12 protein-coding genes are annotated in these 16112 nt (G+C 45.0%); all 12 read left to right on the top strand.

Translation table 11 applies throughout. The annotated features are described in order from the left end of the window. The first annotated feature begins 683 nt into the window (after positions 1-683). The 12 genes from ACO0K1_RS18865 to ACO0K1_RS18920 all read left to right on the top strand — a co-directional run bounded on the left by ACO0K1_RS18865 (position 684) and on the right by ACO0K1_RS18920 (position 15494). Positions 684-1229, top strand: a complete 546-nt coding sequence (locus ACO0K1_RS18865; protein ID WP_423028551.1) for a DUF7010 family protein — start codon at positions 684-686, stop codon at positions 1227-1229. Positions 1230-1499: 270 nt separating this feature from the next. After that, a complete protein-coding gene (locus ACO0K1_RS18870; protein ID WP_423028553.1) occupies positions 1500-1973 on the top strand; it encodes a YciI family protein in 474 nt (157 codons plus the stop codon). 266 nt (positions 1974-2239) lie between these two features. Then, positions 2240-3043 carry a TatD family hydrolase gene (locus ACO0K1_RS18875; RefSeq protein ID WP_423028573.1) on the top strand — a complete coding sequence of 268 codons (804 nt, stop codon included), beginning with the start codon at positions 2240-2242 and terminating at the stop codon, positions 3041-3043. Positions 3044-3064: 21 nt separating this feature from the next. Next, positions 3065-5500 carry a DNA internalization-related competence protein ComEC/Rec2 gene (locus ACO0K1_RS18880; protein WP_423028555.1) on the top strand — a complete coding sequence of 812 codons (2436 nt, stop codon included), beginning with the start codon at positions 3065-3067 and terminating at the stop codon, positions 5498-5500. 14 nt (positions 5501-5514) lie between these two features. Beyond that, positions 5515-6324 (top strand): alpha/beta hydrolase, encoded by an 810-nt coding sequence (locus ACO0K1_RS18885; protein WP_423028557.1) that lies wholly within the window; start codon positions 5515-5517, stop codon positions 6322-6324. 38 nt (positions 6325-6362) lie between these two features. Then, positions 6363-7328 carry a lipid A-modifier LpxR family protein gene (locus ACO0K1_RS18890; RefSeq protein WP_423028559.1) on the top strand — a complete coding sequence of 322 codons (966 nt, stop codon included), beginning with the start codon at positions 6363-6365 and terminating at the stop codon, positions 7326-7328. 133 nt (positions 7329-7461) lie between these two features. Then, a complete protein-coding gene (locus ACO0K1_RS18895; RefSeq protein ID WP_423028561.1) occupies positions 7462-9096 on the top strand; it encodes a CTP synthase in 1635 nt (544 codons plus the stop codon). 4 nt (positions 9097-9100) lie between these two features. Beyond that, positions 9101-9952, top strand: coding sequence for a 3-deoxy-8-phosphooctulonate synthase (gene kdsA, locus ACO0K1_RS18900; protein ID WP_423028563.1), 852 nt, complete (start codon positions 9101-9103; stop codon positions 9950-9952). 185 nt (positions 9953-10137) lie between these two features. Next, on the top strand, positions 10138-11421 hold the full coding sequence (eno, locus tag ACO0K1_RS18905) for a phosphopyruvate hydratase (RefSeq protein WP_423028565.1): 1284 nt from the start codon (positions 10138-10140) through the stop codon (positions 11419-11421). 106 nt (positions 11422-11527) lie between these two features. Then, on the top strand, positions 11528-11887 hold the full coding sequence (gene ftsB, locus ACO0K1_RS18910; RefSeq protein ID WP_423028567.1) for a cell division protein FtsB: 360 nt from the start codon (positions 11528-11530) through the stop codon (positions 11885-11887). A 356-nt stretch (positions 11888-12243) separates the two neighbouring features. Continuing rightward, the gene (locus tag ACO0K1_RS18915; protein WP_423028569.1) at positions 12244-14307 is read left to right on the top strand and encodes a diguanylate cyclase domain-containing protein; all 2064 of its coding nucleotides are present in this window, start codon (positions 12244-12246) and stop codon (positions 14305-14307) included. A 452-nt stretch (positions 14308-14759) separates the two neighbouring features. Continuing rightward, the gene (locus ACO0K1_RS18920; RefSeq protein ID WP_423028571.1) at positions 14760-15494 is read left to right on the top strand and encodes a hypothetical protein; all 735 of its coding nucleotides are present in this window, start codon (positions 14760-14762) and stop codon (positions 15492-15494) included. The last annotated feature ends 618 nt before the right edge of the window (positions 15495-16112 follow it).

Raw genomic sequence — 16112 nt, forward strand, 5'->3', positions numbered from 1 at the left:
TGGGTGAGATGTGTGTAGTTCATTATGCAATTTCGACTGGCCGGTCAAAAAGGCACAAATGCTATCGCATCTTGCCCTCATTAACCGGTACCGTTCATAAATTGCACTTCATCCTAGAATTCGCCGAATATTGCTATTTTGTGCAGCTTATATTTATTATTGATTTGTGAAAAAATAAAAATTAAGTTGCTTTAATCTGAGATCTTTTGGTTAGTATTGAAATCTGAAATTGAAAAATTATTGCTTTTCGTAACGAATTAATAGATCGAGATGCTTTTAATGGAACCATAACGACGTCTTATGCTTAAATGACTATTGGCCTTTTTGGGGGGCTCAACCGTCGAGGGCACGGACGCCACGTCGCCGTTGAATCCGGCGGAGGTCGTGTTTTAGTATCAACTTGCTGAACGAAGCAAAGCAGGCCCATTTATTGGGGTAAAAATCGTTGGGAAGGAAGTTTTTCAACGTTTGCTCAATGGAATGAAATAGCGAGCAAGGTCTGCACATTGTTATTATTGGTTGCGTTAGGCACGTTAGCGAGCTAAATATGGCAGGCAGGTTTGCGCACGCAAGCTGTTGCAAAAGGGATTCATGAAAATACGATTTTTGCTGTGGCCGAGACTGAGTTCAACGAGTTCCAAATGCACTAAAACCAATAACAAAATCAACCAAAGGAAGCGCGAATGAATCTATCGATCAATGAAGAGCAACAACAGGAGATGTGTCATGCCTATTATGACGGTGCGCCCGGAGTGCTGGTATCGGGGCTGGTTTGGCTTTTCTCGACGATTGTATGCTATCTGATTGGGATAAACCAAGCAGTATGGACGCTACTCATAGGTGGTTCGCTTATTTATCCCATTAGCGCTATTGTTACAAAGGCGATAGGGCGACCAGCAAAGACAAGCAAGGCAAATGCATTAAACCAGCTTGCAGCAGCCTCTACAATATGGCTCATTCTAAGTTGTGGCATGTCCTATGGACTTTTCCTTTTTATGCCAGTGTTATTTTTTCCAGCAATGATGGTGACGATTGGAAGCCGTTACTTGGTGTTTGCAAGTATTTATGGCAAATCAATTTTCTGGGTGATGGGAGGTAGTCTCATTATCGGCGGAATGGCCGCTTTGTCCTTCGCGATATTGCCGGTCTTTGCTGCTGGCATCGGCGCAATGATCGAGGTTCTATTTGCATTTGTTATGTTTTTGAAAGTTGCTAAATCGACGATTTAACATGATGCGTAAGTATGAATTGGCGTTTTTGCACTAATAAGTGAGTATAAAGTGGGTTTGCTGACTGTTTTTTCTGCATTGGCCGTTTCTTGTCTTTAACCCTTGTCTTTAACCCTTGTCTTTAACCTTTTTCTCTAACGCTAACTTCGATGTGGAATTGATGTTCTCGAAAGCGCGTCACGCAGTTATCCTTTGCCAACGTTAGAGTGACGACCGCGTTATGTTGCGAGTTATTTGTCTATTGGAATCTTCTACTCAGGAGAAAAAGTCATGAAAAATGCAATGTTGTTCTTGCTGGCCTGTGTTTCGTCTCTAACCTATGCGCAAACCACGACCCAAGAGACCATGAATGCGCCGTCAGGGTATAACGAAGAGCTGGCACATGCATTGGGTGCGGACGAACATGGTATGAAAAAATACGTGCTGGTCGTTTTGAAAACTGGCCCAAATACAATGCTGAAAGGTCCGGAACGAGACGCCATGTTTAAAGGCCATTTCGCGAATATCCAGCGATTAGCGGATGAAGGTAAGATAGCACTTGCAGGCCCATTCGATGGCTCTGAAGGGTGGCGCGGTTTGTTTGTTTTCGCCACGGGAGATATTGAGCTGGCTAAATCTTGGGTAGCAACTGATCCCGTCATTGTTAACGGAGAAATGGTCGCCGAATACCATAAATACTACGGGTCTGCGGCATTGATGATGGTGACCAGATTGCATAAAACAATCGCGCTGAAGGATTTTTGATATCGACGAAAACGTAATTTGCTGAATTTTGAGTAAAGCAATTTGTCGGAGGATATATTGAGATCAACTCTACTGAACTTGCCGTCATAATCAGGCCTTGTGCAAATAATGAGCGTGATAAATGCCGCCGGCATACACTGTTTTCGCAAAATTGATACAGTCTATGTAATTTCTTGTTTGAGCTTGTGTAGAGACATCCTGCATAATTGAAGGATGCAAAATATCAAACTACATCAGAGTCAGTGGAATGGCATGTCGGTGCAACAATGTGGATAGATACGCATTGTCATTTGGATGCGTCTGAATTTAACGGCGAGTCACTTACTATCGCACATGCGGCTTTGCAAGCCGGCGTTGAAGGCATTGTGATCCCGGCTGTACACAAAAATAATTTTGATCAAGTTGCGCGGTTGGCCGGGCAAGCGGGAAATTGCTTTTACGCTTTGGGCATACATCCCATGTATGTTCCTACATCGGATGAAAAAGATTTGAACTTGCTGCGAGAGCGAGTAGCGACCTTGATGGCGATCAGTCATCAACGCCGTGGCTTTGTGGCTATCGGTGAAATCGGTCTGGACTTTTTTGTACCTGCGCTAACGCAGAGCCCATTGCGCGAAAAGCAAGAATATTTTTATGTTGAGCAATTAAAAATCGCGCGTGATTTTGGTTTGCCGGTCTTGCTTCATGTACGTCGTTCGCAAGATATTATCTTAAAGTATTTGCGTCGCATTAAGGTGATTGGTGGTATTGCCCACGCTTTCAATGGTAGTGCCCAGCAAGCGCATCATTTTATTGAGCTTGGTTTTAAACTGGGTTTTGGTGGCGCGATGACCTATACACGTGCTCTGCAAATTCGACGCCTTGCCAGCGAATTGCCGCTAGAATCAATCGTGCTCGAAACGGATGCGCCGGATATTCCTCCAAGCTGGAATGCGCGTGGTATCAATAGCCCGGTTGAATTGCCTCGCATCGCCAGTGTCTTGGCAGACTTGCGAGGAGTCGAGATTTCACAAATTTCCGCTGTCACCAATGAGAATGCAAGGACTGTGTTACCAAGAATGCGCGGTTAATGCCAGATGCGGGTTGCTTGTGTGTCTTTTGTGCTGGGAATTGCCTGGTTGCAGCAACAGGCGAGCCTTTATGCTTTGCCGCAGCTCGCTTATTTGGTCGCCATTTCTCTGGTTATTTACGCGTTGCTTCGCCACGTTTTTTTATACTGCAAGATTCCCAAATTTTGCCTGAATCTTCATCGTGGCACGCTCACTTTCATTGTTGGGTTCGTTTGGGCGAGTTTTATTGCTCATCAATATTTAGGCACGTCTTTGCCATCAAGTTTGGAGAATCAGGATATCACGGTGGTCGGGACTGTAGATAGTCTGCCATTACAAATGCTGGAAGGACAGCGTTTCTTTTTCGCAGTTGAACGCGTATTAGATGAAAGACTTAGTCCGGCAGTACGTGCGCATTTTCCGGGAAAAATTTCATTGTCTTGGTATTTCAATGGCGTCGTGTCCCATGGCGATGCCCCGCCTACGGTACAACCTGGTGAACGTTGGCAACTCAAAGTGCGATTGAAGCGCCCTCATGGAACAGTGAACCCTGATGGTTTTGATTATGAGGTGTGGCTGTTAGAACAGGGAATACGAGCTACTGGTTCTGTTCGCAACGATAAGGACGTTAGCAACTCTGCGGCGATCAGCAATCAGCGTCTTGACGCATTTGTGTGGAGCCTTGGTAACGTCATTGAGCTTGGACGCGCTAAATTACGTGAACGTATTCATGCGGCATTACCTGAGGATCAGTATGTTGGTGTGATTATTGCGTTGGTTCTGGGTGATCAGCGTGAAATTCCGCAATCAGACTGGACGGTGTTTAATCGGGTTGGCATCGGACATTTAATTAGTATTTCGGGGCTGCATATTACGATGGTGGCGGGCTTGTGTGCTGGATTGCTGGCATTCTTGTGGCGGCGCTCATTTTTTACCAGTTTATCGTTACCGTTGTACGTGCCCGTGCAAAAAGTCGCTGCTTTGGCGGCCGCTTTGATGGCGATAGTCTATGTTGCTTTAGCTGGGTTAGGTCTACCTGCGCAACGCACAATGTATATGTTGTTGGTAGTGGCGGTCGCACTTTGGACTGGGCGCATCAGTAGTTTTTCGTCGGTATTGTGTTTGGCACTTGCTTTGGTCGCAGCACTTGATCCGTGGTCAGTGTTATCACCTGGATTTTGGTTGTCGTTTGGTGCTGTTGCCGTAATTGTATTTGCTGCTGGTGGGCAGTTGCGGCCAAATGCGGCGGGGCGATGGCAAAAAGCTGGACGAGAGTTGCGCGCAGCCGGTCGCACACAATACGCAGTGACAGTTGGGTTGGTGCCCCTGACGATGTTGTTATTCGGTCAGATATCATTGGTAGGACCGTTGGCAAACGCGATTGCCATCCCGCTAGTGAGTTTTTTTGTGACACCTTTCGCTTTGCTTGGGAGTATCCTGCCTTCGCCATTTTCTGTTATTTTTTTGAAAGCGGCGCATTTTTTGATTCAAGTACTCGCGATTTTCTTGCAGTATTTAAGTGCTTCTTCTGTTGCTGTCTGGACTGCAGCGTTACCGTCCTTTCCAGTATTCATTTTGGCGTCGGTTGGCATGTTATGGATGTTAATGCCGAAGGGCTGGCCAATGCGTTGGCTCGGTGGTTTGTGTTGCTTGCCGTTGATTTTTCAAATGCCTCAAAAGGTCGCCAATAATGAATTGCACGTCATTGCTTTAGATGTTGGACAGGGAATGTCCTTGTTATTGGAGACTAGTCATCATCGTCTGTTGTATGACACTGGACCCAACTATTCTCTAGAATCAGACGCGGGAAGCAGGGTTATCTTGCCCTATTTGAAGGGCCGCGGCATCAATGCACTTGATATGTTAATGATCTCGCATAACGATAGCGATCACTCGGGTGGTGCGCTGAGTCTACTGAAGCAAATTCCTGTTGATTTGGTAAGTAGTTCTCTGATGTTGGATAGTCCGATTGTTGTTCAAAGTCCACGGCATCAGCGATGTCAATCCGGGCAGGGATGGGAATGGGATGGTGTACGCTTTGAGGTGTTGCAGCCGGCGCCAGTGAGTTACGACAGTAATAAATGGCGACCGAATGCTCGGAGTTGTACCCTAAAAGTAACAACGCAATATTATTCAATGTTGCTTCCGGGTGACATAGAGGCAATCCAGGAGGATGAACTGGTTAACAGTATTCCGGATAAATTGAAAGCCGACGTACTGCTTGCGCCACATCATGGCAGTGGCACGTCTTCTACCGCCGCGTTTTTGAAGGCGGTGGCACCTTCATTGGCAATTTTTCAGGTTGGCTATCTGAATCGGTACCATCATCCTAAGTCGGAAGTCTTCTCTCGGTATGAAGAATTTGGAATAAATCGTCTAAGAACAGATGAATCTGGTGCAATCACATTACAATTTGGCGCATTATTGCAGTTTTCTCAATTCAGAAAGGAACATGCGCGCTATTGGTATGATCAATAGTCCGACTACTCATCATGGCCGAGCAACCCCATAAATCCATCGTTCACTTCGTGCATGGAAATAGTTTTCCCGCCGGAACCTACAATGCATTCCTGAATCAATTGCGCCCTCAGTACGATGTTCAGGTTACTGAAATGCTGGGCCATAATCCTGCTTATCCGGTGGCAGATGGCTGGCGCAATTTGGCGCAGGAATTAATTGATACGCTAATCGAACGCTACCAAGCACCCGTTATTCTGGTTGGACATTCGTTGGGGGGGATTGTGTCATTGATGGTCGCACGGGCGAGGCCAGATTTGGTGCGTGGGGTCGTTGTGATTGATTCACCTATTGTGGCTGGTTGGCGTGCTTTTTTATTGCGTTTATCTAAATGGATAGGGATAGATAAAAAGTATGGTCCAGCGCGGTTTTCTGAAAAACGTAAGTATTTGTGGAAAGATAAACAAGCCGCTTTTCAGCATTTCGCCTCGAAAGAAATATTTGCGATCTGGCCGCCTGAGGTGCTTTGGGATTACATTAATGCCGGAACGGTAGACGTTCCAGACGGTGTTACCTTGCGTTTCACGCGTGAAGTTGAAACAGCGATCTACCTTAGTTTGCCACATGGTTTAGGGCGCTTGGTGCGTCGTCCGCCAGCAGTGCCGATCGGATTTGTTGGTGGGTCTGAATCGATAGAATGTGCTCAGGCCGGTGATTTTTATACGAAGAAACTAATGGGACGGCATTATGTGTTGATCCCGGGTGGTCACTTAATACCGATGGAAGCGCCTTTGCAAACGGCAAAAGCAGTGCTGGCAATGCTTGCCACGTTAAAATTGAATTGAATTGAATTGAATTGAATTGAACTTGATTGAATTGAGTAATGATGACTTTAACTAAAAATTTTATTAAGCCCTTATTGATTTTAACTACCGTCGCGAGTTCAGGCTTAGCCAATGCTGATGAGGCTTTATCGGGTTCAGTGAGTGGCCCATCCTGGCAACAAGCACAGTCGGTCATGGAGCGGGGGCGAGCAATATGGATGATAGAGTTGGAAAACGATAGTTTTTTGCTCAATAAAGATGATAAGTTTTATACCGCCGGTGATCATTTGCAAAAAACGTATGTGTTGCAGACCGATTTGCATTCGGAGGAGTATGGCTGGCATATTGCGCAGGATCTCTACACGGCTTCAGACGTAAAATTGCTGCCCTCTCAACTGGCACCTAATGATCACCCTTATGCTGGCTGGTTGTATGGAGGTATTTTCAATAATAATGCGGACGTCACAGGCAAAAGTTGGCGTTGGGGCATCGATCTTGGTTGTTTTGGACAATGTGCTGGCGGCGCTCGTACCCAGGCGCAGTTGCACCGGCTTATCAATCAACCGTTACCACAGGGATGGAGTACCCAATATCATAACGAATTAGGATTGGTATTGTCTGGTGAAATGTCTCCTGGGCGATTGCTTCCATTTCCTGATGTTGATATCACACCTAAAGTGCATGCCAGATTCGGAAATATTTTTACTGATGCCGGTGCTGAGCTTGTGGTGCGATATGGAAATTTGAACAATTTGCCTTATCAACCAGCGAGTTATGGTTTTTTGCGAGGTGATGTCAAGCTGGTTGGTTACAATGCAACGATCGAAGGTGCTTATTTCAGTAATGATACTCATACGGTAACAGCGAAGCGAACCGGTGGAGAGGTTGAACTGGGTTATTTGTGGCAAGCGAATAAATTTGGTGCCAGCGCCTCAATTTTTAGACGCGCGAACGAAATAAAGCAGATGTCAAATGGGGTTGGTAATCAAAATATTGTTCGATTGCAATTTTTTTACGCTATGTAATGGCACATTCACGGTACATTCACGGTACATTCACGGCATATTTTTTGACTGACAAAAGCGGGAAAGCGTGAACTCTGCGCCAGAGTGATGTATAATTCGAATTTCCCGCTTGTGCCATCTGGCACCTTCTGCAATGACTAAGTTTGTATTCGTTACGGGGGGCGTAGTCTCCTCATTGGGCAAAGGCATCGCTGCCGCCTCCCTCGCCGCCATTTTAGAATCGCGCGGTCTCAAAGTTACTATGCTCAAACTGGATCCGTACATTAACGTTGATCCAGGTACTATGAGCCCTTTCCAGCATGGTGAAGTTTTTGTGACCGATGATGGCGCAGAAACCGATTTGGATCTGGGACATTATGAGCGCTTCATCACTGCCAGGATGAAGAAAGTGAATAACTTCACAACAGGTCAGATTTACGAATCCGTGATCCGCAAGGAACGACGCGGTGAATATCTGGGTAAAACTGTTCAGGTTATTCCGCATATTACCAACGAAATTCAAGAGTTCATCCATCGCGGTGCAGCCGGTGCTGATGTTGCGCTCGTAGAAATTGGTGGTACGGTTGGTGATATCGAATCTTTGCCTTTCTTGGAAGCGGCACGTCAATTAAGCCTGCGCGCTGGTCGCAATGCTGCTGCATTTATACACTTGACGTTGGTTCCTTATGTTGCGGCTGCTGGTGAACTGAAAACCAAGCCAACGCAGCATAGCGTTCAAAAATTGCGTGAAATCGGTATTTTTCCTGACGCGTTGTTGTGCCGCGCTGATCGTCCGATTCCAGATGATGAACGGGCGAAAATCTCCTTGTTTGCAAACGTTCCAGAGGAAGGTGTTATTTCCGTTTGGGATGCAGACACAATCTATAAGATTCCGCAAATGTTGCACGATCAAGGCTTGGATAAGATTGTTTGCGACAAATTGTTGCTGTCACCAAAACCAGCTGATCTGACGATGTGGGATAAGTTAATCTATGCCCTCGAAAATCCAAAAGAACAAGTCACCATCGGTATGGTTGGTAAGTATGTCGATTTAACTGAGTCATATAAGTCTCTGACCGAGGCCTTGCGTCACGCTGGTATTCACACAGAAAGCCGCGTCAATATTGAGTACGTAGACTCTGAAGAAATCGAAGCGAATGGTACAAAAGCTTTAGAGAAATACGATGCGATTCTGGTTCCGGGTGGATTCGGTAAGCGCGGCGTCGAAGGTAAAATTCTCGCTGCTCGTTATGCTCGTGAAAATAAAATTCCTTACCTCGGCATTTGTCTCGGTATGCAAGTTGCATTGATCGAATACGCCCGTCACATGGCTGGTCTGACCATGGCTAACTCAACTGAGTTTGATCCAGAAACAGAACAGCCAGTTGTTGCGTTGATCAATGAATGGAAAAATCAGGACGGAAAAGTCGAGCAGCGTGATGAAAATTCTGATCTCGGTGGCACCATGCGCCTTGGCGCACAAACATGCGCGATCAAACCAGGTACATTGGCGGCAGAAATTTATGGCAATGTTGTGACTGAACGCCATCGCCATCGCTATGAAGCTAACAACCATTACCTGACACGCGTTGAAGCAGCCGGGTTGGTTGTTTCTTCCCGTACTGCGACAGAAGATTTGTGCGAAATCATGGAATTGCCACGCGACGTTCATCCATTCTATATCGGTGTTCAATACCATCCTGAATTCAAGTCAACACCACGTGATGGTCACCCATTGTTCATCGCGTTTGCAAAAGCAGCACTTGCCCATAAAAAGGCACAAGGATAAAAACATGAAGTTATGTGGATATGATGTTGGTCTTGATCAGCCTTTCTTTTTAATTGCTGGTCCGTGCGTGATCGAGTCTCGTCAAATGGCGCTCGATACGGCAGGCTACCTGAAAGAGATCACTCTGGAACTCGGTATACCATTTATTTACAAATCTTCATTTGATAAAGCCAATCGTTCTTCTGGTAACTCTTTCCGTGGTTTAGGTATGGAAAAAGGTCTGGAAATTCTGGCTGATGTCAAAAAGCAGATTGGTGTTCCTGTGCTGACTGACATTCATTCCATTGAGGAAATCACGCCTGTGGCGGCGGTCGTTGACGTCTTGCAAACGCCAGCATTTTTATCGCGCCAGACAGATTTTATCGAGGCTTGCGGCCGTTCCGGGAAGCCAGTGAACATCAAGAAGGGCCAATTCCTTGCACCACATGACATGGTCAACGTCATCGCTAAAGCACGTGCTGCAGCCAAAGCTGCGGGTCTCAATGAAGATAATTTCATGGCTTGTGAGCGTGGCGTCTCCTTTGGTTACAACAATCTGGTGTCGGATATGCGCTCTTTGGCGATCATGCGTGAGACTAATTGCCCAGTCGTTTTCGATGCAACGCATTCTGTGCAATTGCCAGGCGGTCAGGGTACATCTTCTGGCGGCGAACGCCAGTTTGTCCCTGTTTTGGCGCGTGCTGCCGTCGCTGTTGGTGTGTCCGGTTTGTTTATGGAAACGCATCCGAACCCTGCAGAAGCGTTGTGTGATGGCCCTAACGCGGTGCCATTGAATCGCATGAAAGAATTGCTGTCTACCTTGGTTGATCTTGATCGCGTGGTAAAAAAGACCAGCTACCTCGAAACAAGTTTTTAATCACAATTTGCTAGAAATATAGCGATCGACGTTTGGTGTCGGCGCTAATAATATTAATCGTTGTTCTGTAGTAGATTGTTTTTGGGGTTGGTTTCTGGCTTTTAGACGCAGGAACTGAATATCCATTCTGTTGCATCATGTTTTTTACTTTGTTCGCTATATTGTTGATCGTTTAGGAGAATTGAATGAGTGCCATCGTTGATATTATCGGTCGTGAAATTATTGATTCACGCGGTAACCCAACAGTTGAATGTGATGTATTGCTGGAATCTGGCGTCATGGGACGCGCTGCCGTACCTTCTGGTGCTTCGACTGGCTCTCGCGAAGCGATCGAACTGCGTGACGGTGATAAGTCCCGTTACCTCGGTAAAGGTGTGTTGAAGGCCTGTGAAAATATCAATACTGAAATCGCTGAAGCGATTATGGGTCTGGATGCCAACGAACAAGCATTTTTGGATCGTACTCTGATCGACCTCGATGGTACTGAAAACAAAGGCCGTTTAGGTGCGAACGCCATGTTGGCGGTTTCTATGGCCGTTGCGAAAGCAGCCGCTGAAGAAGCCGGCTTGCCACTGTACCGTTATTTCGGTGGTTCTGGCGCGATGCAATTACCCGTGCCGATGATGAACGTTATCAATGGCGGTGCTCACGCTGACAATAATTTGGATATTCAAGAATTCATGATTATTCCAGTTGGCGCGCCAACATTCCGCGAAGCAATCCGCTACGGTGCAGAGGTTTTCCATGCATTGAAAAAAATCCTGCAAGAAAAAGGGTTGACGACAGCGGTAGGTGACGAAGGTGGTTTTGCTCCTTCCGTTGATAATCATGAATCAGCAATCAAAATGATTATTCAGGCGATTGAAGCGGCTGGCTATGAGCCAGGCACACAAATTGCGCTGGGCCTGGATTGCGCAGCAAGTGAATTCTATAAAGATGGTAAATACCACCTCGAAGGCGAAGGTCTGACCTTATCCGCGACTGATTTTACGAACTTATTGGCAACTTGGGTCGACAAATATCCAATTATCTCGATCGAAGATGCGATGGCAGAAGGCGATTGGGAAGGTTGGGCAATTCTGACTGAAAAACTGGGCAAAAAAGTACAGTTGGTCGGCGATGATTTGTTTGTAACCAACACTAAAATCCTGAAAGAGGGTATCCAGAAGGGTATCGCTAACTCGATTTTGATCAAAATTAACCAAATCGGTACGTTGACAGAAACTTTTGCTGCAATTGAAATGGCGAAACGTGCAGGTTACACTGCCGTTATCTCCCATCGTTCCGGTGAGACTGAAGACAGTACGATTGCTGATATCGCAGTGGGTATGAATGCATTGCAAATTAAAACAGGCTCTATGTCGCGTTCTGATCGTATGGCAAAATACAACCAATTGTTGCGTATTGAAGAAGATTTAGGTGAAATCGCTAGCTACCCAGGTCGCGATGCATTCTATAATCTGAAATAATTCTTCGTTTTCAGATGTAAAAGGGGAACATTGTTCCCCTTTTTATTGCCGTGTCCATAAAGCTATTTGCTATCGCCGTTTTTATTGCTTATTTTTGTGAGTTTTTGTGCGACTGATTGCTGTTTGTTTTCTTCTCTTGCTGGCGTTGATTCAATACCCGTTATGGCTGGGGAAGGGGGGCTGGCTGCGCGTTTGGGAATTTCAGCGGCAGGTTGCGCAGGCTCAGGCGAACAACAATAAGCTCAAAGAGCGCAATGCTAAGCTTGAATCCGAAGTCGCGGATTTGAAAACTGGGAGGGATTCGGTTGAGGAACGTGCCCGTTTTGAATTAGGGATGATCAAAAAGGGCGAAATTTTTGTCCAGATTCTTGATTCAAATGCGGTGATGCCTTCGGTTACATCTGCAGTTTCTTCGCCTGAGCAGTCACCCACAACGGTAAGACAAAAGTCTAGCCCGCATCATTAACGGAATTGCGTGATCTATGCAAAGTACGAGTTTTCATTAACGAACCTTGCATTGCCAGTTATCCGGTTATATATTCCCGTCGTTGCCATTTCACTGGTGACCAGTTTAGTTTTTCAGCATTTACTTCTGCTTTGTCAATTTAAGCGCACCCTAAGGCAATATAGATCGTTGAGCTTAATGTCAAAGTAATGAGTTGATGCCGACATGTACTGGCCAATTGTTGTTGGCTTGGTAATCAACTATAACAATATTGAATTGCGATTGCATTTGCATCTTTCCCTATGACACTATATTGAAATATGCAATTATTTTCCTTTTAAATCCAATTTTTTTATGTAGTTCATATCTTTTAACATATGCGTAAAGTGATCAATCGTCGTTGGTTGTCGGCTCTCTTTTGCTTTGTGGTCTTTGGTTTTTCTTGGGTGTGTCCGCCGATGGCTTTTGCTGAGGCATCTAAAGTGCTCGGCGAGATCATTCGCCTGCAGGATTTATCTGAAATACAACACGACCAAGCCATTAAGCAGTTGCAGGCACTTTTGCAAAGGATGCCTGACGATGCGACGCCTGCAGATAAGAGAGAGTTGTTGATTGCGTTGATTCCTCTCTATATTGAGGGCGGTGATGATCAGCAGGCAAAAATTCTCAACGCAAGCTTGATAGCTCATGGTCAGCAATTTAAGGATGGTGTTGCCAACGCGATGGGGTTAATCTATCAAGCTGCTCTGTATAAAGATCAGGGCATGCTTGTGGAAGCAATTGGTGTTATTGAACAAGCATTACAGATTGCCAAAAATATTCGGGAGGAAAGACTCAATAGTGAGGTCCATGCTATGGCCGGTGAGCTTTACGCCACTCTTGGTAATTTCAAAGTAGCCTTAGAGCATAACCTTGCGGCGATGCAAACTGTGGATGAAGGTACCCGGCAGGCTGATCTGCGCCGGGCAAAAAATCTCAATAATATCAGTCGTCTTTATCTTCGCTTAAAAGACCAAAAGATGGCATTTGAATATAATGCCAAAGCGACCGAATTAGCTAGAAAGATCAACGCCAAAGTGTTGATGGCGAACATTGCGAACGTGCGCGGCTATGCGTATGCCAATGAAGAACAATGGCAACCTGCTATTGCTGCCTACAATGAGGCTTTTAAAATCGCCCGGAGCATTGGAGATCGCCATGATCAAATGCTGTCCCTAAACAACATGGCGGATGCCGCACTAAACCAAGGGAAATATGCCGCTTGCGTCGACTATGCACAACAGGCATTAGATATCGCGCAAAAAGACGGCAAGCTTGATATTGTTGCGATCGCTTACAGTAATCTTGGTGTTTGTCATATGAACATGGGCTTAATTTCTCAAGGTGCCGCAGAGGCGCGGAGGGGGATTAACTTTTCCCTGCAAACCAAAGCCTCTCCCAATATCGAATCTGGTTTAGGTGATCTGGCAGCTGCATATGAGAGAGCAGGCTTATATAAAGATGCGCTGAGTACATTGCAGGAGCAACGCAAGCTTACTGCTGAACTATTTCAAAGTGAACGTGATAAGGCTGTATCGGAATTGCAGGTTCGCTTTAATTTGAGTGAGCGTCAAAAGCAAATTGAAGCTCTTGAGCAAAAAAATAAATTACAAGAAGTCGAACTTGAAAATAAAAGTTTGCAAAGAATTATTGCTTTTCTGGCGAGTATTGTTGCTGTCGCGATTAGCTTGGCAATCGCTTGGCTCTATCGTCGCACCCAAAAAAATAACTTGCAGCTACAAGACGCCAACCTCACGTTGGCTCATCAGTCGACACGAGATCCACTTACTGGCTTATTAAATCGTCGTGCATTTCAAAATTTCATGCGCACGGAATCAAAAATATTGCAAAACGATAATGGTGGTGGATTTGTCAATGTCCTTATGATTCTTGATATCGACCATTTTAAGCGTATTAATGATCAATACGGACATGCGTTTGGTGATCAAGTATTGATTGAAATTGGCAGAAGGTTACAAAGCATCTTGCGGGAAAAAGATATGCTGATGCGGTGGGGTGGGGAGGAATTTTTGATTTTTCTGTATGGTATCCCACTTGAACGAGTAGTGCCTGTCATTGAACGTGCGCTCAACATTGTCAGTGAATCGCCCATTGAGTTTGATGACCACTCTGTTACTGTGAGTATTTCAGCAGGCTATATTTTTCAGCCTCTCCCCGGGGCAGGTCATTTGAATTTGAATTTGGATAGGGTCTTGCACCTCAGCGACCTTGCTTTATATATGGCTAAATCGGGTGGCCGCAATCAGGCAATTGGCATTGAAAGTTCTCAGGGCACTAGTGAGCAAATGGCAGTACTAAAAAATGGTGACCTTCAAAGGGCAATTGAACTTGGTGTCGTGGCATTGCGAAAAATTGATGGTGCTATTCCTGCTAATGTATGAAGCAATGTCCGGTTTCTTCTTTGAGTTATTTTCTCCGTTGAGTTTCATTACAGGACTGAGCATGCGAAAAGAGTTTTAAACTATTCGCGGTTGATGATCCTTATAAAAGTAATTTATTAGAGGTTACTTTTTAGATAATGAGAGACTTAAAACATCCATAATTGTGCATCCAGAAGACAATATCAGGTTGAATGTTGCCGTCAGAACAGCCGTTCTAAGCAAACGGGATCGCAGTTTTGAACTGCAATTTTTTCGTAAAAATTAAGTCCATCTTATTTTCATGGATAACGTTTTTTGATGCCGTATCCCGAAGAGTTGGTGATCGTTGACAACCCATAGAGCGTTAAAAATGTACTACTTTAGTCGTCATTGTTACAATCCACTTTGAGTCATCGAAAATTAAAGAGCGAAAATTAAAGAGCGAAAATTAAAGAACGAAAGGTAAAGCCGTTATGTTGAGATTCAAATTTTGTCAAAATGTCTCACTGTTGTTCTCTTGTGCTCGTTGGGCTGGTATGTTTGTATTTTGTGTGCACTGGGGGCTTGCTGTAGCAGATGACGAACTTGTACTGCACGACCATATTCGCGGTTCGCGTTATTGCGAAATTTTGGTCGTCAATGGAAGCATGAGTAACTTGGTTGCCACTGTTTATAACACCCTAGGTGTAAATGATTGTCCAGCTAATCAGTGGAGTGCTATTGACCCTAAGGCGCTAAAAAAGGAATTGAGAGCTAAGGCGATAGAAATGAACGGACCGCGCTACTTTTTGATGGATAAAATTGGCCAGTCAAATGTCGCGCCACCAGTGACAATATTAGGTGGACTTGGCTTCAAAGAACGTGCATCGGTACAAATTCCAATCGCGACCATGTTGAGGGGGAAATCTAAACCCTATGAAGAAACGACGGTCAAGCGTTCGACAGAGTATGTCTATAGCAAGGGCAGTATAGTGTATGAGCTAATCAGCACTGAGCATACATATGTGATGCAAACTTATGCTCAAATTATTGACCCTAAGCTTACAGAGGCTGACTTGTCCCAACTGAATGGGCGCCTGAAGTTGCCAGAAGGGTGGAAATTCAATGTTTTCACACTGGACGAAGACCTGGTGCTTAAAACAGTTTCAGATAGAGAAGCTCACGTCACGCAGGACGACTTACTTAACACATATCAGCGTATGAGATAAGCGTTTTTATCGCATTAATACCAAGTCCTATTTCAGGAGTTGTAACGATGAAAACCTCTTTATTGATCACGTGCATAGTCGTTGTGTAGCAACTGCTTTGGCCGCAAGCATGCTTCGATTTGCTCAAGGCATAGCGCTAATTGAAGCTAAATTTAAAGCTGCTGAAAAAATGGTGATGACAAGCTTATCGTGGAGGAAGCCAAGTCTGGCATGCCTAAAGTCGTTGCAAACTTTAATAAAATTGATGAAGATAAAGATAAAAATGGATATGTAACTTTGGATGACATCAAACCTGCTACGTTGGTAAATGGCAAATAAATCAAAATGATCGCCAAACTGGATTGTAAATCGGTTTAATTTAATTTCATTGATACAGGCATAGATAGTGCTGTTCCATGCGGAGCGCCCATTGCTGGAACGTATTTACCGTAACTTCTCGGCTGTCGGCCAAGAACGGACGATTAACAACCAGTGCGATATACGGATTTGTCGAGGGTGTAAGAAATTTTGTGTAAACGGTCATTTTGCAGGAAACTGCTACTTTGCTAGGAGCAATGATGACCGAGAATCAAAAGCCTTTATCCAACGAACTGATAGACGCTCTACTGGGTGACTATA

Origin of the sequence: Undibacterium sp. SXout20W, assembly GCF_049340285.1 — a bacterium.
Classification (GTDB): Bacteria; Pseudomonadota; Gammaproteobacteria; order Burkholderiales; family Burkholderiaceae_D; genus Undibacterium.

What these genes read in the sequence shown, in the direction of transcription:
- ACO0K1_RS18875 (WP_423028573.1), top strand. Translation starts at nt 2,240, where the DNA reads ATGTGGATAGATACGCATTGTCATTTGGATGCGTCTGAATTTAACGGC.
- ACO0K1_RS18885 (WP_423028557.1), top strand. Translation starts at nt 5,515, where the DNA reads ATGGCCGAGCAACCCCATAAATCCATCGTTCACTTCGTGCATGGAAAT.
- ACO0K1_RS18895 (WP_423028561.1), top strand. Translation starts at nt 7,462, where the DNA reads ATGACTAAGTTTGTATTCGTTACGGGGGGCGTAGTCTCCTCATTGGGC.
- kdsA (WP_423028563.1), top strand. Translation starts at nt 9,101, where the DNA reads ATGAAGTTATGTGGATATGATGTTGGTCTTGATCAGCCTTTCTTTTTA.
- ACO0K1_RS18890 (WP_423028559.1), top strand. Translation starts at nt 6,363, where the DNA reads ATGATGACTTTAACTAAAAATTTTATTAAGCCCTTATTGATTTTAACT.
- eno (WP_423028565.1), top strand. Translation starts at nt 10,138, where the DNA reads ATGAGTGCCATCGTTGATATTATCGGTCGTGAAATTATTGATTCACGC.
- ACO0K1_RS18865 (WP_423028551.1), top strand. Translation starts at nt 684, where the DNA reads ATGAATCTATCGATCAATGAAGAGCAACAACAGGAGATGTGTCATGCC.
- ACO0K1_RS18920 (WP_423028571.1), top strand. Translation starts at nt 14,760, where the DNA reads ATGTTGAGATTCAAATTTTGTCAAAATGTCTCACTGTTGTTCTCTTGT.
- ACO0K1_RS18915 (WP_423028569.1), top strand. Translation starts at nt 12,244, where the DNA reads ATGCGTAAAGTGATCAATCGTCGTTGGTTGTCGGCTCTCTTTTGCTTT.
- ACO0K1_RS18870 (WP_423028553.1), top strand. Translation starts at nt 1,500, where the DNA reads ATGAAAAATGCAATGTTGTTCTTGCTGGCCTGTGTTTCGTCTCTAACC.